Annotated in this window: 16 protein-coding genes; 5 read left to right on the forward strand and 11 right to left on the reverse strand. The window is 72.4% G+C overall.

All coding sequences use genetic code 11. The features are described from left to right. Positions 1–56: 56 nt before the first annotated feature. The 6 genes from ACZ6KY_RS28130 to ACZ6KY_RS28155 all read right to left on the reverse strand — a co-directional run bounded on the left by ACZ6KY_RS28130 (position 57) and on the right by ACZ6KY_RS28155 (position 6891). Positions 57–1256 (reverse strand): YncE family protein, encoded by a 1200-nt coding sequence (locus ACZ6KY_RS28130; protein ID WP_469313059.1) that lies wholly within the window; start codon positions 1254–1256, stop codon positions 57–59. Further along, positions 1256–2095: a polysaccharide deacetylase family protein gene (locus ACZ6KY_RS28135; protein ID WP_469313060.1), complete on the reverse strand. Its 840-nt coding sequence runs from the start codon at positions 2093–2095 to the stop codon at positions 1256–1258. Before ACZ6KY_RS28135 ends, ACZ6KY_RS28130 begins: the two co-directional genes overlap by 1 nt. Positions 2096–2472: 377 nt before the next feature. Beyond that, positions 2473–2976: an ATP-binding protein gene (locus ACZ6KY_RS28140; RefSeq protein ID WP_355852407.1), complete on the reverse strand. Its 504-nt coding sequence runs from the start codon at positions 2974–2976 to the stop codon at positions 2473–2475. Between the two features lie 363 nt (positions 2977–3339). After that, a complete protein-coding gene (locus ACZ6KY_RS28145; RefSeq protein ID WP_469313061.1) occupies positions 3340–4107 on the reverse strand; it encodes an enoyl-CoA hydratase/isomerase family protein in 768 nt (255 codons plus the stop codon). A gap of 123 nt (positions 4108–4230) precedes the next feature. Further along, the gene (locus tag ACZ6KY_RS28150; protein WP_469313062.1) at positions 4231–5481 is read right to left on the reverse strand and encodes a L,D-transpeptidase; all 1251 of its coding nucleotides are present in this window, start codon (positions 5479–5481) and stop codon (positions 4231–4233) included. Positions 5482–5661: 180 nt separating this feature from the next. Beyond that, the gene (locus ACZ6KY_RS28155; RefSeq protein ID WP_469313063.1) at positions 5662–6891 is read right to left on the reverse strand and encodes a L,D-transpeptidase; all 1230 of its coding nucleotides are present in this window, start codon (positions 6889–6891) and stop codon (positions 5662–5664) included. Between the two features lie 151 nt (positions 6892–7042). Between ACZ6KY_RS28155 and glgX the strand changes: the two genes are divergently transcribed. Next, positions 7043–9367 (forward strand): glycogen debranching protein GlgX, encoded by a 2325-nt coding sequence (gene glgX / locus ACZ6KY_RS28160; protein ID WP_469313064.1) that lies wholly within the window; start codon positions 7043–7045, stop codon positions 9365–9367. A 33-nt stretch (positions 9368–9400) separates the two neighbouring features. Here the strand turns inward: glgX and ACZ6KY_RS28165 are convergent, their stop codons facing one another. The 4 genes from ACZ6KY_RS28165 to ACZ6KY_RS28180 are packed head-to-tail and all read right to left on the reverse strand — an operon-like array spanning position 9401 to position 13007. Further along, entirely contained in the window at positions 9401–10042 is a 642-nt protein-coding gene (locus ACZ6KY_RS28165; RefSeq protein WP_469313065.1) for a response regulator, read from the reverse strand. Continuing rightward, the gene (locus tag ACZ6KY_RS28170; protein ID WP_469313066.1) at positions 10032–11297 is read right to left on the reverse strand and encodes a sensor histidine kinase; all 1266 of its coding nucleotides are present in this window, start codon (positions 11295–11297) and stop codon (positions 10032–10034) included. The genes ACZ6KY_RS28165 and ACZ6KY_RS28170 overlap by 11 nt, the downstream gene beginning before the upstream one ends. Positions 11298–11331: 34 nt before the next feature. Continuing rightward, positions 11332–12108, reverse strand: coding sequence for an ABC transporter permease (locus ACZ6KY_RS28175; RefSeq protein ID WP_469313067.1), 777 nt, complete (start codon positions 12106–12108; stop codon positions 11332–11334). Further along, on the reverse strand, positions 12105–13007 hold the full coding sequence (locus tag ACZ6KY_RS28180; RefSeq protein WP_469313068.1) for an ABC transporter ATP-binding protein: 903 nt from the start codon (positions 13005–13007) through the stop codon (positions 12105–12107). The genes ACZ6KY_RS28175 and ACZ6KY_RS28180 overlap by 4 nt, the downstream gene beginning before the upstream one ends. Positions 13008–13213: 206 nt before the next feature. Between ACZ6KY_RS28180 and ACZ6KY_RS28185 the strand changes: the two genes are divergently transcribed. From ACZ6KY_RS28185 to ACZ6KY_RS28200, 4 genes are read left to right on the forward strand one after another with little or no spacing between them, the layout of a single operon-like run. Continuing rightward, positions 13214–15280: an ABC transporter ATP-binding protein gene (locus tag ACZ6KY_RS28185; RefSeq protein ID WP_469313069.1), complete on the forward strand. Its 2067-nt coding sequence runs from the start codon at positions 13214–13216 to the stop codon at positions 15278–15280. Continuing rightward, complete coding sequence (locus ACZ6KY_RS28190) at positions 15277–17265, forward strand: ABC transporter ATP-binding protein (protein WP_469313070.1); 1989 nt, start codon at positions 15277–15279, stop codon at positions 17263–17265. Before ACZ6KY_RS28185 ends, ACZ6KY_RS28190 begins: the two co-directional genes overlap by 4 nt. A gap of 43 nt (positions 17266–17308) precedes the next feature. Next, positions 17309–19081, forward strand: coding sequence for an ABC transporter transmembrane domain-containing protein (locus ACZ6KY_RS28195; RefSeq protein WP_469313071.1), 1773 nt, complete (start codon positions 17309–17311; stop codon positions 19079–19081). Beyond that, on the forward strand, positions 19078–20835 hold the full coding sequence (locus ACZ6KY_RS28200; protein WP_469313072.1) for an ABC transporter ATP-binding protein: 1758 nt from the start codon (positions 19078–19080) through the stop codon (positions 20833–20835). The genes ACZ6KY_RS28195 and ACZ6KY_RS28200 overlap by 4 nt, the downstream gene beginning before the upstream one ends. A gap of 402 nt (positions 20836–21237) precedes the next feature. On the opposite strand, the gene ACZ6KY_RS28205 is transcribed toward ACZ6KY_RS28200, so the two are convergent. Then, positions 21238–21699 carry a hypothetical protein gene (locus ACZ6KY_RS28205; protein WP_469313073.1) on the reverse strand — a complete coding sequence of 154 codons (462 nt, stop codon included), beginning with the start codon at positions 21697–21699 and terminating at the stop codon, positions 21238–21240. Positions 21700–21790 lie beyond the last annotated feature (91 nt).

Below are 21790 nucleotides of genomic sequence, written 5' to 3' on the forward strand. Positions count from 1 at the left end.
GTGGATCGCCGCCCGTACGACGGCGTGTCAGCCGTGCCCGGTCAACGGGCGCCGCCCTAGCGGAAGATGCCGGTGTGGCCGAGCGAGTACCGGCCCGGCTGGGGATAGACGGCGAGGCCGTGCGGACCGCTGCCGACGTGGATGCGGGCGAGCTGGACACCGGTGCGGGTGTCGATGGCGTACACCTCCGAGTTGTAGCGGCCGGAGAGCCACAGGACCTTGCCGTCCGCCGAGACACCGCCCATGTCGGGGCTGCCGCCGTCGGGCAGGTGCCACTTCTTGGTGAGTTTGTTCTGGGTGAAGTCGAAGATGGAGATGGTGCCTTCACCCCGGTTGGAGATGTACATCTCGCGCGAGTCCCGGCTGACGTAGAGGCCGTGCGCCCCCTTGCCCGTGTGCAGCAGGGTCGGCTCGGTGAACTTGTCGCCGTCCAGTACCCACACGCCGTCGGCCATCATGTCGGCGATGTAGAACTTCTTGCCGTCCGGGGAGATCTTCACGTCCTGCGGCATCGCCCCGTGGAACGGCAGCTTCTCCTGGCCGATCACCTTCATCCGCTCGGTGTCGACCTTCAGGAGCTCGCCGCTGAACTCGCAGGACACGATGAAGTAGCGGCCGTCCGGGGAGAAGTCGGCGTGGTTGACGCCGTAGCAGCCGACCGGCTCCGTCTTGACGGTCTTCATGGTGTGCGCGTCGCGGAAGACCAGCTCGCGGTCGAGGGAGGCCATGACGATCGCGTACTTGCCGTTGGGCGTGAAGTAGAGGTTGTACGGGTCGTGCACGTCGACCGGCTTGCCCGCCTCGCCGGTCTTCGGGTCGATGGGGGTGAGGGTGTTGCCCCGGTCGTTGTTGACCCACAGGGTCTTCATGTCCCAGGAGGGGACGACGTGCTGGGGCTGGACACCGACCGGGATCGTCTCGATGACCTTGTACGTCTTCGGGTCGATGACCGAGACCGTGTTGGAGTTGGTGTTCGGCACGTAGACGCGGGACGGGAAGTCCTTGACCACCGGGGAGAGCCGGTTCGGGCGGTCGGCGGCGTAGACGTCCGTGGGGTCCAGCAAGGGGGGCATGCCGGGCAGGCCCTGGACCGTCCGCCGCTTCGGCTGGGCGGGCTGGATGGCGGCGGCCTTGGTGCCGAGGGGTTCGTCGGCGTGGGACCGGGAGGGGCCGCTGCATCCCGTGAGGGCGACGAGCGTGGTGAGGGCGGCGCCGGCGATCAGGACGCGGCACGGGGAGGAGGGTGGCGTCAGCATCAGCTCAGCAGCTCCGTGGTGGTGACCGCGCGCAGGCCGCGCCGGTCGAGTTCGTGCAGGAGGGCGGGGAGGGCGGCGACCGTGTCGGCGTATCCGAAGTGCAGGCTCACGACGGAGCCGGGGCGGACTTCGGCCAGGACCTTGCGGGTGACCGCGGTGGCTCCCGGCGAGGTGTAGTCGAGGGAGTCGACCTCGTAGGAGAGCGTGTGCGGGTAGCCCGCGTCGCGGGCGAGACGTTGGACCAGGGGCGAGGCCCGGGGGCTGCGGGACGGCCGGAACCAGGTGCCGATCGAGCCGGTGAGCCGCTTGAGGCGGTCCGCGCAGCCTCGGATCTCCGCGGCGGCCTCCGTCGCCGGCATCGCGTTGATGTCGAGGTGGCGAAGGGTGTGATTGCCGAGGTCGTGGCCGCCGTCGAGGATGCGGCGGGCGACGTCCGGGTGCTCGTCCAGCCAGGTTCCGACGGCGAGGACGGTGACCCGGGCGCCGGCCTTCTCGGCCTCGCCGAGAAGCGAGTTCGCGACGGCGGGGTCGCCCTGGCCGTGGAAGGTGAGGGCCACCTTGGACGGGTGGGTGCGGGGACCGTGGGTGATTTCGGAGGGCTGGGCGGGGTAGCGGCGGGGGGCGGGGGCGAGTACGGGGGCCGCGTGGGTCGCGGTGGCGGGGGGTGCGCTGGGCGCGGCCGGAGGTGTCGTGAGGTTGCGGGGGTGGGTGGGTCGCGGGGTGGAACAGCCTGCGGTCACTCCGGCGGCGAGGGTTCCTGCGGTGAGCGCGAGTCCAGTGAGCAGGGCCGCGCGCCGGGGCGGGGCGGGGGCTGCGTGGTCTTCGGCGGGCGTGGTCACCGGACCATTTAAGGGTGAATCGGCCGGAAAACCGGCGATTGGTCCGGCCGGGTGGTGGTGCGGGTCGCTCTGCGGCTCCCGGACACGGGGCCGCGCGGGGGCGGGAGGGCCCGTAAGCGGAGCGGGATCCCCTGCTTTTGGATCAGTCGGCCGGGTCTGCGATAGTCGGCGATGCGACCTCCACCCATTGACCCGGGCCACGGTTGTCGCAGGTGGCGCGGTTCACACCCCAATTCGTTCCGCGACACCCCGCAGGCCCCGGCTGCCACACGGCCGGGGCTTTCGCGTACCGGGGTGCCGGGTACGGGGCCCGCACCGACGGACTCTCCCGTACGGGGCTTTCACGTACGGGGCTTTCACGTACGGGCCGGATCGGGTCAGCGGTCGACGACGCGCATCTCGAACCAGGTGGTCTTGCCGCGGGGCAGCAGGTCGACGCCCCAGCGGTCGGAGAGCTTGTCGACGAGGAAGAGTCCCCGGCCGCTCAGATCCATTTCCTGGACCGGCATGAGACAGGGAAGGCCGCGGGAGGGGTCACGGACCTCGATACGGATCCAGCCGCGGCGGCGGCGCATACGGAGTCCGAAAACGCGGGCGCCGGTATGACGTACGGCGTTGCCCACGAGTTCGGAGACGAGTAAGACCGCGTCCTCGGTCATCTTCGGGGACAGGCCCCAGTGCCGCAGCACCACGACCTGGGTGAGCCGCCGCGCGGTGGCCGCGGACTCCGGGCGGGACGGCAACGGCACCTCTCCCTCGGTGGGATTGCCGAACAACTCCAGTGCCTTGAGCGCCCGTTCGTCCTCGACCGCAGGCGTCCAGCGCGCCGCGGTCGCACTTCCGTGCCGCCGCGGCTGTTCGATACCCTCCAGCCCCGCCATGCCCCCATCATGGCCGCCAGAAGCCCCCTTCGTGGCCGTTCCGGAGGAATAGGCCCCCCGGAACGCGACATTCCACACCATCCGATCGGCATATGCCGGAGGCAGTTCGGAGATGGCGAGGACCCGCCCGACCTGCCACGACAGACCCGTCGAGGGCAATCGCCGGCCTCCCGCGACAAGGTGCGCTTAAGGCTGCCTTAAGCCTGGGATAAACGCCCCAACGAGGGACGCCGGGTAAGACATCGCGTCAACCGCACGTGGCCCAGCGGACATCGCGAGGGTGACATCGGCCGCGTCGGCCGCCGTCGGCCGGCCGGCCCGGGACGCCGGGAAGCCGGGTCCCGGGCCGGAGCGGCGGACGGTTCAGAGGAACTTCGCCTTGCCGGGGCCCTCTTCCACGAAGCTCCGCATGCCCCGCTCGCGGTCCTCTGTCGCGAACAGGCCGGCGAACCAGTTGCGCTCGATGGTCAGTCCGGTCTCGATGTCCGTCTCCAGGCCCGCGTCGACCGACTCCTTCGCCGCGCGCAGCGCGATGGCCGGACCCTGCGCGAGCCGGGCGGCCCAGGTGTGCGCGGCGGTGTAGACCTCGGCGGCGGGGACGACCCGGTCGACCAGGCCGAGCGCGAGGGCCTCGTCGGCCTTGACCATGCGGCCGGTGAAGATGAGGTCCTTGGCCTTGGAGGGGCCGATCAGCCGGGACAGCCGCTGGGTGCCGCCGGCACCGGGGATCAGACCGAGCAGGATCTCCGGCTGGCCCAGCTTGGCGTTGTCGCCGGCGATGCGGTAATCGGCGCACAGGGCCAGTTCGCAGCCGCCGCCGAGCGCGTATCCGGTGACGGCGGCGACGACGGGCTTGGGGATGCGGGCGACGGCGGTGAAGGAGTCCTGCAGGGCCCGGGACCGTACGACCATCGCGGCGTGGTCCATGGCCTGCATCTCCTTGATGTCCGCGCCCGCCGCGAACACCTTCTCCCCGCCGTACAGCACCACCGCGCGGACGTCCGGCCGGATCGTGGCCTCCTCGGCCAGTTCCTTGAGGCGGTCCTGCGTCGCGACGTCCAGGGCGTTCATGGGAGGGCGGTCCAGGCGGATGGTGCCCACGCCTTCGGCCACTTCGAGATGCACAGTCATGGAAGCAGGTTAGTGGCCGTTAACGACGACGGGCCGGGTGTGCTGGGTCACAGCACACCCGGCCCGGTGAGGAGCGGTCGCCCGGTCCGGTCCGCGGCGACGGCCCGGTCCGGTCCGGAGCGGTTACTTGGTCCAGTCCGACCAGGACATGTTCCAGCCGTTGAGGCCGTTGTCCGGAGCGACCGTCTTGTCGTGGGAGTGCTTCACGATCACCACGTCGCCGATGATCGAGTTGTCGTAGAACCAGGCCGACGGCACCTTGCTGTCGTAGCCGCCGCGCACATCGCGCAGACCGACGCAGCCGTGGCTGGCGTTGTAGTTGCCGAAGGCGCCGCCACCCCAGTAGTTGCCGTGGATGAAGGTTCCCGAGTTGGTCAGGCGCTGGGCGTGCGGCACGTCCTTGATGTCGTACTCGCCGCCGTAGCCGACCGTCTCGCCGTTCATACGGGTCACCTTGAGGCGCTCGCTGATGACCATCTGGCCGTTCCAGGTCTCGTAGCCCGACTTGCCCGTGGTGATCGGGAGCGTCCTGAGGACCTTGCCGTCGCGCTTGACGACCATCTTGTGGGTCTTGGCGTCGACGGTGCTGACCTGGCTGCGGCCGATCGTGAACTTCACGGTCCTGACCTGCTTGCCGTAGACACCGGGACGGCCCTCGACGCCGTCGAGGTCGAACGTGACGGTGACCTTCGTACCGGCCTGCCAGTAGTGCTCGGGGCGGAAGTCGAGACGGTCGTTGCCGAACCAGTGGCCCTCGACGTCGACCGCCGGCTCGGTCTTGAAGGTGATGGCCTTCTTGACGTCGTCGGGGTGCGTGATGCCGCGGGTGAAGTGGATCGAGAAGGGCATCCCGACGCCCACCTTGGAGCCGTCCTCCGGCGTGTAGATGCCGACGAACGTGTTCTTCGGGGTCAGCGTGGTGAACGCGGCCTCCTCGGCCGCCTCACGGCCGCCGGCGTCCTTGGCCACCGCGTGGACCTTGTACTTGGTGGCCGCGGAGAGGTGGGTCGAGGGCGTCCAGGTGGCGCCCCCGTCCGTGATGCTGCCCTTGACAGCGTTGCCCTTGGTGTCCTCGACGGCGACCTCGGTCAACTTGCCCTTGGCCGCGGTCACCTTGAGGGCGCCGCTGGTCTTCACGTCGGCGGCGCCGTCCTTCGGGGTGATGGTCACCACGGCCTGCGAGGCCTTGGTGTCCGCCGTGCCGCTGGAGCTCTTGCCCTTGCCGTCGCCGGAGCCGGACCCCTGGTCCGAACTCCCTCCCCCGCCGCAGGCGGTCACGGCGAGCAGCAGAACTCCCAGCAGCAGCGCCAGGATTCCGTTGCTCTTGCGTGTCCGCGCGCCAACCGACGCCCCCGATATCGGTCGCCCGTTCAAAATGGTTTCTCCCCTCGCACGGCCTGATCAGGCCCGCACTCCAGCGCGTCCCACGCGCGTATCGCGCTAATTAATCACACGACCTGGAGGGATGGCTCCCCGGGAAGGTCACCGTTCAGTCCCAACTTCGGCCGTACGGGGCGCGGCTGGAGCCCGCGGCGCGGATACCCGTATATCGGGTTACTTCACCGCCCCACCCCTTTTCCACTCCTTCCAGCCCATGTTCCAGCCGCCGAGTCCGTTGTCGGGGGCGACCAGTTTGTCCTTGCTGTGGACGACCTCGATGACGTCCCCGATGAGGCTGCGGTCGAAGAACCAGCCCGCCGGGGTGTCCGAGCTGCCGCCCTTCACGTCCCGCAGACCCACGCAGCCGTGGCTCACGTTGGCGTTCCCGAAGGCGTCCGGTGCCCAGTAGTTGCCGTGCAGGAAGGTTCCGGAGTCGGTCAGGCGCATCGCGTGCGGAACGTCGGGGATGTTGTACTCGCCGCCGAAACCGACGGTCCGGCTGTTCATCCGGGTCACTTCGAGCATCTCCGTGACGACCATCTTCCCGTTGTACGTCGTCGTCTTCGGCGCCCCCGCCGTGATCGGCACCGTGGCGATGAGGTCGCCGTCGCGGCGCACCTCCATGGTGTGCGCGCCGGCGTCGACGAGCGACGTCTGGCTGCGGCCGACGGTGAACGAGAAGGCCCTGGACTGGAGTCCGTACACGCCCGGCGCACCTTCGACGTCGCGCAGCCGCAGCGACACGGTGACCTTCGTGCCCGGTTTCCAGTACCGCTCGGGACGGAAGTCGACGCGCCCGTCGCCGAACCAGTGCGCGCGGATCTCCACCGCCGGCCGCGCCCGCACCTGGATGGCGCGCTCGACGGCGGCCCGGTTCACGATCTCCCGGTTGAACTCGAGGGAGACGATCATTCCGGTGCCGACGACGGACCGGTCCTCCGGAGTGACGTATCCGATGAACCGCTCGTCGGGGACGGCCGTGGTGAACGTGGTGTGCCGTGCCGAGCGGTGCCCGCTCCCGTCCAGGGCCACCGCGTCGACGGTGTACTTGGCGGCCAGCGCGAGCCGCGTCCCGTCCGGTCTCCAGGACAGGCCGTCGTCGCTGATGCGCCCCGGCACCGGGGACTCCTCGGCGTCCTGGGACCTGACGACCTTCACGGACTCCAGGCGCCCGCTGGGCACCCGTACCAGCAGCGCCTCCTGCGGGCGTACGCCCTTGGTGTTGTCGTCGGGGGAGACGTGGATGACGTCCTCGGGCGACCGTGGTCTGTCGAACGCCTCCCCGATCCCCTTCGAGATCCCGCCGGAGGAGCAGCCGGAGGCTCCGGCCAGCAGGCCGGCCCAGGTCAGTACGGCGGCCAGCGCGGCCCCTGCGCGCCGCGCGCGCGTCTGTACGTGCTTCACAAGGGACCCAACGACGCCGCCCCTCCGGGGAAACGTGAGTGCGAGCCACGCTCTGGGCAGAACAGTGGGGAGGACGACGCGACAAGGAGCTGCGGCCGGGACGCCGCGCACCCTTTTTCGTGCCGTTCCACGAGCCGTGGGAGGCTGACCGGTGTCGAGCGCACCCGAGCAGGAGGCGGTCCAGGAGGGACGTGCCGCGGGCGGCGGGCTGCCCGCGCAGACCGCCACGGACCCGGTGGGGCCGTCCGCCGCCGCACCGGCGGCCGCGGACCCGGCGGTGGAGCCGGCCGCTCCCGCGGTGAACGGCGCGCGGCGGCGCCCCGCGGCGCCCCCCGTCTCCGTGTGGCCGGGTGCCCCGACTCCCCTCGGAGCACGCTTCCGGGTCGGGCCGGACGGCACCACGGGCACCAACTTCGCGCTGTGGGCGGGCGGTGCGGAGGCCGTCGACCTGTGCCTCTTCGACGAGGAGGGCGCCGAGACACGCGTCCCGCTCACCGAACTCACCCACGAGATCTGGCACGGTTTCGTCCCCGGTGTGCGCCCAGGCCGCCGCTACGGCTTCCGGGTGCACGGCCGCTGGGACCCGTGGACCGGCGCCCGCTGGAACCCGGCGAAGCTGCTCCTCGACCCGTACGCCCGTGCCGTGGACGGCGACTTCGGCCTGCCCCCGGAGGTGTACGGGCATGTCCGTGACTGGCCCCAGCAGCAGGTCGCCGACACCGTGCGCGACGACCGCGACTCGGCGCCCCTCGTCCCCAAGGGCGTCGTCGTCCAGGACGACGACGACTGGTCGGACGACCACCGCCCGAAGACCCCGTGGGCCGACTCGGTGATCTACGAACTGCACGTGCGCGGATTCACCCGTCTGCACCCGGGGATCCCCGAGGACCTGCGCGGCACGTACGCGGGCCTCGCGCACCCTGCCGCGATCGAGCACCTGGTGAACCTCGGGGTGACGGCGGTGGAGCTGCTGCCCGTGCACCAGTTCGCGCACGAGGACCACCTGCTGCGCCGGGGCATGAAGAACTACTGGGGCTACAACTCGATCGGCTACTTCGCCCCGCACGCGGGCTACGCCGCCTCCGGCACGACCGGCCAGCAGGTCGGCGAGTTCAAACGGATGGTGCGCGCGCTGCACGCGGCCGGGATCGAGGTCATCCTCGACGTGGTCTACAACCACACCGCGGAGGCGGGCGAACTCGGCCCGACGCTGTCGCTGCGCGGCATCGACAACCGCGGCTACTACCGGCTCCAGTCGGACGCGCGCCGCTACGCGGACTACACGGGGTGCGGCAACACCCTGCACGTCGTGCAGCCGCAGGTGCTGCGGCTGATCACGGACTCGCTGCGGTACTGGGTGACCGAGATGGGCGTCGACGGCTTCCGCTTCGACCTGGCGGCCGCCCTGGCCCGGTCCATGCACGACGTCGACATGCTGTCGCCGTTCCTCGCCGTCATCGCGCAGGACCCCGTGCTGCGCCGGGTCAAGCTGATCGCCGAACCGTGGGACGTGGGCTCGGGCGGCTACCAGGTGGGCGCCTTCCCGCCCCTGTGGACGGAGTGGAACGACCGCTACCGCAACGCCGTCCGGGACTTCTGGCGCGGCGCGCTGCCCGACGTACGGGACCTGGGCTACCGGCTGTCCGGGTCGAGCGACCTGTACGCCTGGGGCGGTCGGCGCCCGTACGCCTCCGTCAACTTCGTGACCGCGCACGACGGTTTCACCCTGCGGGACCTGGTGTCCTACGAGCGCAAGCACAACGAGGCGAACGGCGAGAGCAACCGGGACGGTTCCGACGACAACCGGGCCTGGAACGGCGGGGTGGAGGGCGAGAGCGACGACGAGCGCGTACAGGCGCTGCGGCGGCGGCAGTTGAGGAATCTGCTGACGACACTGCTGCTGTCGACCGGGGTACCGATGCTGGTCGCCGGGGACGAGTTCGGGCGGACCCAGCGGGGCAACAACAACGCCTACTGCCAGGACAACGAGATCAGCTGGGTCGACTGGTCGCAGCTGAACGACCCCGGCTGGCGGACGCTGTTCGAGCTGACGTCCCGTCTGATCGCGCTCCGCCACGAGCATCCCGTGCTGCGCCGCCGGGCGTTCTTCTCCGGGCGGGCCCATTCGGTCGACGGACTGCGGGACCTGGCCTGGTTCACGGCGCGGGGCACCGAGATGACGGAACGGGACTGGTACGCGCCGGCCGCGACCCTCGGCATGTATCTGTCCGGCCGGGACATCCCCGGCCGGGACGCGCGGGGCACCCCGGTCGTCGACGACAGCTTCCTCGCCGTGCTGCACGCCGGGGACCGGCCGGCCGCCTTCGACCTGCCGGGGCCGCCCTGGGCCGCGCGGTACGAGGTGGTCGTGGACACCTCGCGCGAGGACCAGGCCGAGGCCCCCCGGGTCGCGCACCGGGCGGGCACGGCGATCATGGTGCCGGCGCGGTCCGTGCTGCTGCTGAAGGTCCGCTGAGGGCGGGCCGTGACGGGCCGGGGCGCGGCCCGGTCAGCCGAGGATCCCCCGCTGGTACGCCGTCGCCACCGCCGCCGCCCGGTCCTTGACGCCCAGCTTGGCGTACAGGTGGGTGAGATGGGTCTTCACGGTCGCCTCGCTGATGAACAGTTCGCGGGCGATCTCGCGGTTCGAGGTGCCCTTGGCGACCAGCGCCAGAACCTCCCGCTCACGGGCCGAGAGAGGCTCGTTGCCGGGGGCGCGCACGGCGCTGACCAGGCGGGAGGCGACGGCCGGGGAGAGGACGGTGCGGCCCTCGGCGGCGGCGCGCACGGCGGTGAACAGCTCGTCGCGGGGCGCGTCCTTCAGCAGATAGCCCGTCGCGCCCGCCTCGATCGCGGGCAGGGTGTCGGAGTCGGTGTCGTAGGTGGTGAGGACGAGGACCCTGGCGCGGGCGCGTCGGCGGGTCAGTTCACCGATGGCGTCCACTCCCCCGCCGCCCGGCATGCGCAGGTCCATCAGGATCACGTCCGGGTCGAGGGCGACGGCCCGCTCGACCGCCTCGACCCCGTTCACCGCCTCGCCGACGACGGTGAAACCGGGCGCGGACTCGAACATGCCGCGCAGACCGTCGCGTACGACGGGATGGTCGTCGACGATCAGCAGCGAGATACGGGTGTCCGTGTCATGAGGCATGGCGTACCAACGGTACGCGAGCCGAGAGTGCCGTGCCGTGGCCCGGCTCGGACTCCACGGCGAGGGAGCCGGCGATGCGTTCGGCGCGGGCCCGCATACCGCCGAGACCGAATCCGCCGGTGCCGGTGCGGGCGGGCACGGCGAGCGGGTCGAAGCCGCGGCCGTCGTCGCGCACGTCGAGGGTGACCTCGTCGCCCATGAAGCTCAGCGTCACTCCGACACGGGCGGCTGCCGCGTGCCGTGCGGCGTTGGAGAGGGCCTCCTGGGCGATGCGCAGGAGGGTGGCCGAGACCTCGTCGTGGAGCTGCTCGCTGATACCGGTCACGGTGAACTCGGCGCGTGTGCCGGTGCGTTCACCCCATTCGGCGACGGTCTTCTTCAGCGCCTGGGGCAGACCGTCGTCGGCCAGCGCCACGGGGGCCAGGTTGTGCACCGAGCGGCGGGCCTCGCCGAGGCTGTGGCGGGCGAGCGCGGAGGCCCGTTCGAGGTGGGTGCGGGCGACCGTCAGGTCGGGGGCGTTCGCCACGACCTGGAGCTGGGCGATGACGCCGGTCAGCCCCTGGGCGATGGTGTCGTGGATCTCGGCGGCCAGCCGGCGGCGCTCGTCGGCGACCCCGGCCTCCCGTGCCTGGACGACGAGTTGGGTGTGCAGGGCGACGTTCTCGTCGAGGGCCCGTCGCAGGGCCGCGTTGGTGCGTTCGAGTTCCGCGATGGTCTCGGCCCGTTCGCGGGAGCGCCGTTCCTCCTGTTCGGTGAGGTGGGCCACCACCGTCTGCAGGCCGGAGTTGGCGGCCAGGAGCCCGCCGAACGCGAGCCACTGGGTCACGCTCCTCGGCGGCATCCCGCCGCTCTGCGCGCCGGCCACGGTGATCGCGCTGGCGAACAGCCCGAGCCGCCGCCACATGCCCGGGATCAGCTCGTCGGCGTCCATGTAACCGGTGGCCGCGTAGAACGCGAAGAAGCCGCTGCTCCAGGTGAGCGTGAAGGCGATCGCCCAGCGGACGGCGTAGTACGCCGTCCCGGCCCGGGACGGGATCCGGCCGCGGGCGGGGCGGCGGGAGCGGGTGCCGTTCCACCACACCTGGAGCAGGATCGCGGCGGCGACCAGGCCCGCGTCCAGCTCCCACTCGGCGGGGCCGTCCATCTGGCCGGTGCTGACGGCCGCGAGGACGACGCTGATACCGAGCAGTCCGTACGGACCCCAGGCGTGCACCTGCTCCCAGCGTCGCTCGATCCGTCTGTCCGCCGCGGTCATGTCCCCAGTCTGCACGGGCCCTCCCGGACAGTCCCTATTCCCAGCGGAACCAGCGGGAGGCGCCCGCCGTGAGCAGCACGGTCCAGGCGACCAGTACCCCCAGGTGCGACCAGCCCGGCCAGTTCCCCGCCGCCGCCTGGTTCAGTGCCTGCGCGGCGGCGCCGAACGGTGTGCAACCGACGATCCGGGCGAGCGTGTCCGGCATGGACTGCACCGGAATCCACACGCCCGCGCAGAACATCATCGGGAAGAACACGACCGACCCGATCGCACCCGCGATCCTCGTCGTCCGGGACAGCGCGGAGACCACCGCGCCCAGGGACAGTGCGGCCAGGACCGCCAGGAGCAGGGCGAGGAGATAGCCGTACGGCTGCTCGGGCAGTCGCACGCCGAAGGCGAGGCGGCCGACGACGAGGGCGCACAGGGCGGAGAGCAGGGCCGCCGCGCCGTAGACCAGCATCTGCGCGAACAGCAGGGCGGACGGGCGCACCGGCGTGGTGGACATCCGGCGCAGGATGCCGCGTTCGCGGTAGCCGGTGAGGGTCTGCGGCATCGACTGCAGCCCGCCGACGATCATGCCGAGCAGCACGGCGATCGGGACGTACACGTCGATCGTGCGCAGGCCGCCCAGCTCGGCGTGGTGGTGGCGGAAGGACGGGACGGAGCCCAGGATCACCAGGAGCAGGGTGGGGAACAGCAGGATCCAGAAGAGGGCGCCCGGTTCGCGGCGGAAGAGGCGCAACTCGGCGCGCAGGACTGCGGTGTTGACGCGCGGGACTGCGGTGTTGTCGCGCGGGACTGCGGTGTTCATACGGCGACCTCCGTCAGGTCCAGGAACGCGTCGTCCAAGGTGGCGTCGGTGACGCGGAGTTGGTGGGCGGTGACGCGGTGCCGGGCGAGCAGGGTGATGACGGCGTTGACGGTCTCGTCGGTGCCGGACAGCGTGAGCCGGCCGTCCTTGCGCTGCACCGAGGCGAGCGCGGGGAGCCCGGCCAGGTCACCCTCGTCCAGCGGCGCCGACGGCGTGAAGCTGATGACGGTCGAGCCCGTCGAGCGGCGGATCAGACCGGCCGGGGTGTCCAGGGCGGCCACGCGCCCCTGGTCGATGACCGCGATCCGGTCGCACAGCCGCTGCGCCTCCTCCATGAAGTGCGTGACCAGGAGGACGGTGACGCCCTGGGCGCGGATGTCCTCGATGAGCTCCCAGGTGTCGCGGCGGGCCCGCGGGTCGAGCCCGGTGGTCAGCTCGTCGAGCACGACCACGCGCGGGTCGCCGATGAGCGCGAGCGCGATGAACAGGCGCTGCCTCTGGCCGCCGGAGAGCTTGCCGAAGCCGGTGCCGAGCCGGTCGGTCAGGCCGAGGCGTTCGGCCAGCGGGCGCCAGTCGGCCGGGTGCGGGTAGAAGGCGGCGTACAGCTCCAGCGCCTCGCGCACGGTGAGTTTCGCCTGGAGTTCGCTCTGCTGGAGCTGGGCGCCGAGGACGCGGCTGGTGGCCTGGTGGTCGGTGAAGGGGTCGAGCCCGGCGACCCGGACGCGGCCCGCGTCGGGGACCCGCAGCCCCTCGACGCATTCGACGGTGGTGGTCTTGCCCGCGCCGTTCGGGCCGAGGATCCCGAAGATCTCGCCCTCCTCGACGGTGAAGGAGACACCGTCGACGACGGCCCGGCCGCCGTAGGACTTGCGCAGTCCGCTCACTTCGATGACTGACATGGTCCGAGAGTCGCAGCGGGGCCCGAGCCGGCACATCGGCCATCGCGCTCGAACCGGCATCAGCCGATCGGTTGACGCGGCGGTACGACCCCTCGAACGCCCGCCCCTGCGGGGGCCCGCGCGCCGGTCCCGGGCCCCTCGAACGATTCAAGTGCGCCCAAAAACTCGGTGGGCACTGTCAGTGGTGAAACGTAGGCTCGCACGTGATGTCCACACCAGATGCCGCCGCCCTCGGCCACCCCGACCGTTCGACCGTTCGCAGCCTGCTGCGCCTGTGGCCGTATGTACGCCCGGTGCGGGCCCGGCTGTTCTGCGCCGCGTTCGTCGCGGTGGTCGCGTCCTGTCTCGCGCTCGTGTTCCCGCTGATCCTGAAGTGGATGGTGGACGGTCCGGTCACCGGGCACGATCCGGCGGGTGTCTGGCTCGGGGCGCTGTATCTGCTGCTGCTCGGCATCGCCGAGGCCGTTCTGTTCGGGCTGCGCCGATGGCTGGTGGCCCGCCCGCTGGCCGGGGTCGAGGCGGCGATGCGGGCCGATCTGTACCGGCATCTGCAACGTCTGCCGGTCGCCTTCCACGACCGCTGGGCCTCGGGCCAGCTGCTGTCCCGGGCGACCACCGATCTGATGCTGGTCCGCATGTTCCTGGCGTTCCCGCTGACGTTCCTGCTGGTGAACGGCGTGACGATCCTCGCGGGCATCGCCATCATGCTGGCCCAGGAGTGGACCCTCGGGCTGGTGCTGCTCGCCCCGGCCATCCCGGTCATGATCGTCTGCTGGCTCTTCGAGCGGCGCTACGCGGAGGTGGCGCGGCGGGCGCAGGACCAGGTCGGCGACCTGACGACGGTGGTCGAGGAGAGCGTGCTCGGCATCCGGATCATCAAGGGGTTCGGACGCCATCGCAGCCAGGCGCGCGCGTTCCGCGAGCTGTCCCGGACGCTGCGCGGCACGGAGCTGGTCAAGGCCCGGCTGCTCGCCGCCATCTGGGGCGTCATCGTCACGCTGCCCGAATTCGCCATCGGTGCCGCGCTCGTGCTCGGCACGGTCCAGGTCGCCGACGGCCGTCTCTCCGCCGGCACGCTGGTCGCGTTCCTGTCGACCGCGCTCGCCCTGCGCTGGCCCGTCGACTCCATCGGCTTCCTCCTCGCGATGAGCCAGGAGGCGGGGACGGCCACGGAGCGGTACTTCGAGGTCATGCACGCGACGCCGGAGTCGGACGTCACGTCCGTACCGGCCGAGGCGGGCCTACCCGCTCCGGCGACCGTGACCGGGCCCGCTCCGAGTTCGGCGCGGGTACGGGCCGCCGCGGCCGTCCGCACGACGGGCCCGGCGCGGGCGACGGCCGCGGGCGCGGTGCCCACCGCCGACGCGGCAGCCGCGCGGGGTGCCGGATCGGCCGAGGCGCGGGAAGCCGACGCCACCGCCGCCCGCGATGACGGCAAAACCGCCGGACAGGGTGACGGCGGGACGGCCGGCCGGGGTTCCCGCGCGGCGGGGGCGGGGGCCCAAGCCGAGACCGGGGCCGGGGCCGACGGTGGACTGCGGTTCCATCGTGTCGAGTTCCGGTATCCCGACGCTCCCGCGGACGCGCCGCCCGTGCTGGCCGGCATCGACCTGCACGTCCGTCCCGGCGAGAGCATGGCCCTCGTCGGCGCCACCGGTACCGGCAAGACCACCCTCACCGCGCTCGTCCCCCGCCTCCACGAGGTGACGTCCGGCCGGATCACCCTGGACGGCCGGGACATCACCGGGATGCCCCGCGAGGAGCTGCGCGAACTCGTCGCCGTCGCCTTCGAGGAACCCACCCTCTTCTCGGCCACCGTCGGGGAGAACGTCCTGATGGGCGCCGCGGAGAGCGCGGGCCGGGCGGAGCTGGACCGTGCCCTCGCCGTCGCCCAGGCCGACTTCGCGCACGCGCTGCCCCAGGGCACGGCGACGCAGGTCGGCGAGCAGGGCCTCAGCCTCTCCGGCGGGCAGCGGCAGCGGCTCGCGCTGGCCCGCGCGGTGGTCGGCCGGCCCCGCTTCCTGGTGCTCGACGACCCGCTGTCGGCGCTGGACGTGCACACGGAGGCGGCGGTCGAGGCCGCCCTGCGCCGGGTGCTGGCGGAGACGACCGCGCTGATCGTGGCCCACCGCCCGTCCACGGTCCTGCTGGCCGACCGGGTGGCCCTGCTCTCCGGCGGCCGGGTCACGGCGGTCGGCACCCACCACGAACTGCTGCGCACGCATGCCGAATACGCCCACCTGATGTCGGGTGCAGAGGAGGACGGCCGATGACAGCGGCGCCCACGACCACCGCGCCGGGCAAGGAACCCGACGAGGAACCGGACGACGGACTGGACAGGGGACCGGACAGGGGCCCGACCGACGGACCGGGCGAGGGCCGCGACGACGGCTCTGGCGGCGGGCGGGACGCGGGACGGAACGGCGGGCGGCGGAAGGGCCGGGCGGCCCCCGAACCCGAGCCGTACCAGGACCCCTTCGACCGCGACACCCTTCCCACTCCCCCGGGCGCGACCGCGACACTGCTGCGCTCGCTGCTCGCCCCGCTCAGGGCCCGGGTGGCCGTGACCACCGTCCTGCTGCTGCTCCAGCAGGCCGCGGTGCAGGCGGGTCCGCTGCTGGTGGCGTACGCCATCGACCGCGCCGTTCCGGCGTTCCGGCAGGACGACCACGGGCCGCTCATCGCCGTCGGCGTCGCCTACCTGCTGTGTTCCGCGGCCTCCGGCCTGCTCCAGTACGCCTTCATCATCGCCTCGGCCCGGGTCAACCAGGACGTGCTGCTCGATCTGCGCGGCCGGATCTTCCGGCACGCCCAGGCGCTCAGCGTCGACTTCCACGAGCGCTACACCTCGGGCCGGCTGATCTCCCGCTCCACGACGGATGTCGAGTCGCTGCGCGAACTGCTCAGCGAGGGCCTCCAGGAACTCGTCACGGTCGTCCTGTCCTTCGTCTACATCTCGGCGATGCTGCTGTGGCTGGACGCCGGCCTGGGCGCGGTCGCGGTGGTCTCCTTCGTGCCGCTGTACCTGCTCATCCGCCGCTACCAGCGCCGGGCGGGCCGGATCTTCGCCGTCCGCTCGACGACGATCGCCGCGGTGATCGTGAAGTTCGCGGAGACGATGAACGGCATCCGGCCGGTGCGCGCGTTCCGCCGGGAGGCCGCCAACGAAGCCGAGTTCGGGGTGCTCAACCGGCGGCACGAGAAGACGAACGGCGACGCCCTGCTGGAGATGGCCCGCTACGTCGTCGGCTCCCGGCTCGTCGCGGGCACGGCGGTCGCGGGCATCGTGCTGTGGGGCGCCTACCGGGTGGCCTCGGGTTCGCTGGCGCTCGGTGTGCTCGCCGCCGCGGTGCTCTATCTGCGCCGGCTGTACGACCCGATCGACCGCCTCGGGATGTTCCTGAACTCCTACCAGTCCGCGGCGGCCTCGCTGGAGAAGATCGCCGGTCTGCTGGCCCAGACGCCGTCCGTGCCGGAGCCTTCCGTGCCACGGCTGTTGCCGGCACTCGCCTCCGAACACCCCGGCCGCGAGGTCGTGTTCGACGACGTCCGCTTCGCGTACCGCACCGGCGGGGAGGTCCTGCCCGCCTTCTCGCTCACGCTGCCCGCCGGACAGACGGTGGCCGTGGTCGGCTCGACCGGCGCCGGCAAGTCGACCCTCGCCAAGCTGCTGGCCCGGTTCTACGACCCCTCCGACGGGCGGGTCCTGCTCGACGGCGTCGATCTGCGCGAGCTGTCGGTGCCCGAACTGCGGCGCGGGGTGGTGATGGTGACCCAGGAGGCGTTCCTGTTCTCGGGCACGGTCGCCGAGAACATCGCGATCGGCCGTCCCGAGGCGTCCCGCGAGGAGGTCGAGCGGGCCGCGAAGGCGATCGGCGCGCACGACTTCATCAGCGTCCTGCCCGACGGCTACGACACCGACGTACGCAAGCGCGGCGGCCGTATCTCGGCGGGTCAGCGCCAACTCGTCGCCTTCGCACGGGCGTTGCTCGCCGACCCGGCCGTCCTGATCCTCGACGAGGCGACCAGCTCCCTGGACATCCCGGGTGAACGGGCCGTGCAGCGCGCCATGTCGACCGTTCTGCGGGGCCGTACGGCGGTGGTCATCGCGCACCGATTGTCGACGGTGGCCATCGCCGACCGGGTGCTGGTGATGGAGCACGGGCGGGTCGTCGAGGACGGCACACCCGCCGAACTCGTCGCGGGCACCGGCCGGTTCGCGGATCTGCACCGGGCCTGGCGCGACAGCCTCGTCTAGCGGTGGACGGGCGGACCGGCGGACAGAGGGGCGAAAAGGGCAGATGATCGACACGTACGCGGATCCGGGGACACCGGACCGCCGGGGCGGCTGGCGGTTCCTGTGGTGGCTGGTCACCCGGCAGGCGGGCCGGTCGGTCACCGGCGCGGTGGTCGCCAGCGTGTGGATGGGGCTCACGGCACTGACGCCGTATCTGCTGTCCCGGGCGATCGACGACGGTCTGGAGCCGGGCGACGGGGTGGCGCTGGCCGGCTGGACGGCCGCCGTGCTGGGTGCCGGGGTGGTCAACGCCGGTCTGGGTGTCGTACGGCACCGCACGATGACCCAGGTCCGGATGGACGCCAACTTCCGTACGGTCAAGCTCGTGGTCGAGCACGCGGCCCGGCTCGGCGCGGCACTCTCGCGGCAGATCGGAACGGGAGAGATCGTCACGGTCGGCGTCCGCGACGTGGACACGATCAGCACGTCGCTGACCGTCGTCGGGCCCGGTCTGGCAGCGGTCGTCACCTACGCCGTGGTGGCCGCCCTGCTGCTGCCGGTCTCGGTGCAGCTGTCCGCGGTGATCCTGCTCGGCGTGCCGCTGATGACCGTCCTCGTCGGGCCGTTGATGAGCCGGCTCCAGGGGACCGAGACGGGGTACCGCGAACGGCAGTCCGTACTGACGGCACGCATCGGCGATCTCGCGGGCGGGCTGCGTGTCCTGAACGGGCTCGGCGGCAAAGGGCTGTTCGCGGACGCGTTCCGCCGTGACTCGCAGAAGCTGCGGGAACAGGGGTACCGGGTCGGCTCGGTGACCAGTTGGATCCAGGCGCTGGGCATGGGGCTGCCGTCCGTCTTCCTGGCCGCGGTGACCTGGATCGCGGCCCGGCTGGCCGCTCAAGGAGCCATCAGCATAGGCGAGTTGGTGTCCGTGTACGGCTATGTCGCGGTCCTCGTCCTGCCGGTGTACTTCTTCATCGACTGCGCTTACGAACTCTCCCGGGCCGTGGTCGCCGCCCGGCGCGTCGTACGGTTCCTGTCCCTGGAGCCCGTCGCCTCTCCCCCGGGCGCGCTGGACGCCCCGGGGTCCCCGGCCGTGCTGCACGATCCGGAGTCCGGGGTCCGGGTGGTCCCGGGGAGACTGACCGCGCTGGCCGGGGCCCGCCCCGCGGAGTCCGAGGCCGTGGTCGACCGGCTCGGCCGGTACGCGGCGTCGGACGTGACCTGGGGCGGCGTACGGCTCGACGAAATCTCCCTGCCGCAGGTGCGCGAACGGATCCTGGTCGCCGACCACGAGGCCGACCTGTTCGCGGGCACCCTGCGCGAACTGGTCCGAGGACGCCGGGACCCCGACGAGGAGACCATCGCCGGGGCCGTGCGCACGGCCGTCGCCGACGACATCGTGCTCGGCCTGCCGGGCGGTCTCGACTCGGCCGTCGACGCGCAGGGCCGGAGCCTGTCCGGCGGGCAGCGGCAGCGGGTGCGGCTGGTGCGCGCGCTCCTCGCCGACCCGGAGGTGCTGCTCGCCCTCGAACCGACCTCGGCGCTCGACGCCCACACCGAGGCGGCCGTCGCGACCAGGCTGCGCGCCGCGCGCTCGGGCCGTACGACCGTCGTGACCAGCACGTCGCCGCTCGTCCTTGACCGCGCGGACACCGTCTGCTTCCTGGTCGACGGCAAGGCCGCGGCCACCGGCACGCACCGCGAACTCCTCAGGACGGAGCCGGGATACCGGGCCCTGGTGGCCCGCGACATGGAACCGGACGGGGATACGGAGACGGCCGGGGAAAAGGACGCGGGCCCGGTGGCGGGCGTGGACGAGGAGGTCGTGCTGTGAGTGTCCATCTGCCGGTCGCGGGGCGCGCCGAGGTGCGGCGGGCGGCGGTGCGGCTGATCCGGGCGGACGGGCGGGTGTTCGCCGCCGTGCTCGGTCTCAACGCGCTGGCCGCCGCGGCCGGTCTGGTCGGCCCCTGGCTGCTCGGGCGGATGATCGACGACGTACGGAGCGGCGGCGGCGTGGAGGTGGTCGACGGGCCGGCGCTCGTCATCCTCGTGTCCGCGGTGGCGCAGCTCCTGCTGGCGCGCTGGGCCCGGTTCGTGGGGTACCGCTTCGGGGAGCGGACCCTCGCGCGGGTGCGGGAGGAGTTCGTGGAGCGGACGCTGACGCTGCCCGCGTCGGTCGTGGAGCGGGCGGGCACCGGCGATCTGACGGCGCGCGGCACCGGGGACGTCACGGTGGTCGGCAACACACTGCGCGACACGGGACCGCAGCTGCTGATCTCCGGCGCGCAGGCGCTGTTCGTCCTGGTCGCCGTCTTCGTCATCGATCCGCTGCTCGGTGCCTGCGGGGTGCTGGGCCTGGCAGGCATCGGGTTCGCGCTGCGCTGGTATCTGCGCCGGGCGCGCGCCGCCTATCTCGCCCAGGGCGCCGCCACCTCGGAGGTCGCCGAGATCCTCGCCTCCACCGCGTCCGGCGCCCGCACGGTGGAGGCGTTCGGACTGCGCGAGCTCCGGATCCGGGCGAGCCGGGACGCGCTGGAGGTCTCCCGGGGCACGCGGATGCGGACGCTGTTCCTGCGCAGTGTGTTCTTCCCGGCCGTGGAGATCTCGTACGTCGTCCCGGTCGTCGCCGTACTCCTGGTGGGCGGCGCGCTGCACGCCCGGGGCACGCTGAGCCTCGGCACGGTGGTCGCCGCGACGCTCTATCTGCACCGGCTCGCCGAACCGCTCGACCAGATCCTGAACCAGGTCGAGCAACTACAGAGCAGCGGCGCCTCGTTCGCCCGCGTGGAGGGGCTGGCCCGCGCGCCGCGCGCCGTCCCGGCCGGCTCGCCCGTACCGGTGGACGACCGGATCGACGTCACCGGCGTGCGGTACGCGTACGACCGGGGCGGTGAGGTGCTGCGCGGGGTCGACCTGACGGTGCGCCCCGGGGAGCGACTGGCCGTCGTGGGCCCCTCCGGTGCCGGGAAGACCACGCTGAGCAGACTGCTGGCGGGCGTCGACGCGCCGGGCAGCGGGACGGTGACGGTCGGGCGGGTGCCGGTCGTCGCCCTCGACCCCGAGCAGCTGCGCCGGCACGTCGTCCTCGTCACCCAGGAGCACCATGTGTTCCTCGGCACGGTCCGCGACAACCTGCTCATCGCCGAACCGGCCGCCGGCGACGCCGAGTTGTGGGCGGCGCTCGCGGCGGTCGGCGCCGACGACTGGGCCGGGGAGCTCCCGGACGGGCTGGACACCGAGCTGGGCCCCGAGGCCCTGCGCGTCGACGGCTCACGGGCCCAGCAGCTGGCGCTGGCCCGGGTGGTGCTCGCCGACCCGCACACCCTGATCCTCGACGAGGCCACGGCGCTCCTCGACCCGACGACGGCCCGGCACACGGAGCGCGCGCTGGCCGCCGTCCTGGAGGGCCGGACCGTCATCGCCATCGCCCACCGGCTGCACACCGCCCACGACGCCGACCGGGTGGCGGTGATGGAGGACGGCCGGCTGACCGAACTGGGCACGCACGACGAGCTGGTCGCGGCCGGGGGTCCGTACGCGGCGCTGTGGCACTCGTGGCACGGGGACCGGCGTCCCGCCGACGGCTGACCGGGTCGCGGGGGCCGCGTCGCGAACCGGCCCTCCGGTTGCCCCCTGGGGAGGGCCTGTCCCGATTCCCGTGGACCCGGTGTCCGGCCGGCGTCGCAAGCGGTGGCGCTTGCGCGGCCGGCCGATCGATCGCCGCACCCACGGGTGCCTTACGGAGTTCCCTGGCCCGGCTCACCTTCGGTGCCCGCCGGCCCAGGCAGCGGGTCCGGGTGCGGGACTTCGCGGGGCCGGTCGAGGCGGTCGGCGCCGACGTGAAGCGGCCGTGTCCCGGGGACGAGGTGTTCGGTGAGGCCGACGGGGCGTTCGCCGAGTACGTGGAGTGGAGCACGCGCGGGCGAAGGCCGTCGTCACCGTGTGAGAGGCGACGGGGTCGTCACCGTGTGAGACGCGACGGGGTTCGGGCTACGCGGGACCGTCACCTTCAGCGGTCTCCTCGCCGGGCCTCCGCCGGTCTCCTCCCTGGGCCTTCTCGCCGGGCCCTTCCCGGGGCTTCTCCCCGGCCTCCTCGCGCGCTCGGCGGCGCAGCTCGGCGAGGGCCTGTTCCAGTTCCTCGTCGGCCTGCCGTTGCAGGGCCTCGGGGTCACCACCCGGACCGGCCGGCGCCGTGGGCGCGGGTTCCGTGACGGACGGCTCCCCGGCGACGAGCCGGTCGTAGATCCAGCGGCAGGCCTCGCCCTCGTCGGCGAACCGCTCGAAGACCTGGTGGGTCCCCCGCTCGTGGACGCCCACGGCCCAGTCCCCGTCGCGTCCTTCGAGGAAGTAGCGGTCGGCCGCGCGGTGGCTGCCGGGGCAGTCCGCGATCTGGTAGGACGCGGCGGGAATCCCGGCCGCGTCGAGGGCCCGGCACAACGCGAACCGGTCCATGCCGTGAGCCTTCCGCCGGGGCGGAAGCCGGGCCCGGTCACAGCCGGAGCCGGCTTCCGCGCGGATCGCGCGCCACCGAGGGAGGGGGTGG

The sequence above is a fragment of the Streptomyces sp. NPDC042002 genome (assembly GCF_055588305.1).

Coding starts and splice junctions, on each gene's coding strand:
- ACZ6KY_RS28130 (WP_469313059.1), bottom strand. CDS start 1,256: ATGCTGACGCCACCCTCCTCCCCGTGCCGCGTCCTGATCGCCGGCGCC.
- ACZ6KY_RS28140 (WP_355852407.1), bottom strand. CDS start 2,976: ATGGCGGGGCTGGAGGGTATCGAACAGCCGCGGCGGCACGGAAGTGCG.
- ACZ6KY_RS28145 (WP_469313061.1), bottom strand. CDS start 4,107: ATGACTGTGCATCTCGAAGTGGCCGAAGGCGTGGGCACCATCCGCCTG.
- ACZ6KY_RS28165 (WP_469313065.1), bottom strand. CDS start 10,042: ATGCCTCATGACACGGACACCCGTATCTCGCTGCTGATCGTCGACGAC.
- ACZ6KY_RS28170 (WP_469313066.1), bottom strand. CDS start 11,297: ATGACCGCGGCGGACAGACGGATCGAGCGACGCTGGGAGCAGGTGCAC.
- ACZ6KY_RS28175 (WP_469313067.1), bottom strand. CDS start 12,108: ATGAACACCGCAGTCCCGCGCGACAACACCGCAGTCCCGCGCGTCAAC.
- ACZ6KY_RS28180 (WP_469313068.1), bottom strand. CDS start 13,007: ATGTCAGTCATCGAAGTGAGCGGACTGCGCAAGTCCTACGGCGGCCGG.
- ACZ6KY_RS28185 (WP_469313069.1), top strand. CDS start 13,214: ATGTCCACACCAGATGCCGCCGCCCTCGGCCACCCCGACCGTTCGACC.
- ACZ6KY_RS28190 (WP_469313070.1), top strand. CDS start 15,277: ATGACAGCGGCGCCCACGACCACCGCGCCGGGCAAGGAACCCGACGAG.
- ACZ6KY_RS28195 (WP_469313071.1), top strand. CDS start 17,309: ATGATCGACACGTACGCGGATCCGGGGACACCGGACCGCCGGGGCGGC.
- ACZ6KY_RS28205 (WP_469313073.1), bottom strand. CDS start 21,699: ATGGACCGGTTCGCGTTGTGCCGGGCCCTCGACGCGGCCGGGATTCCC.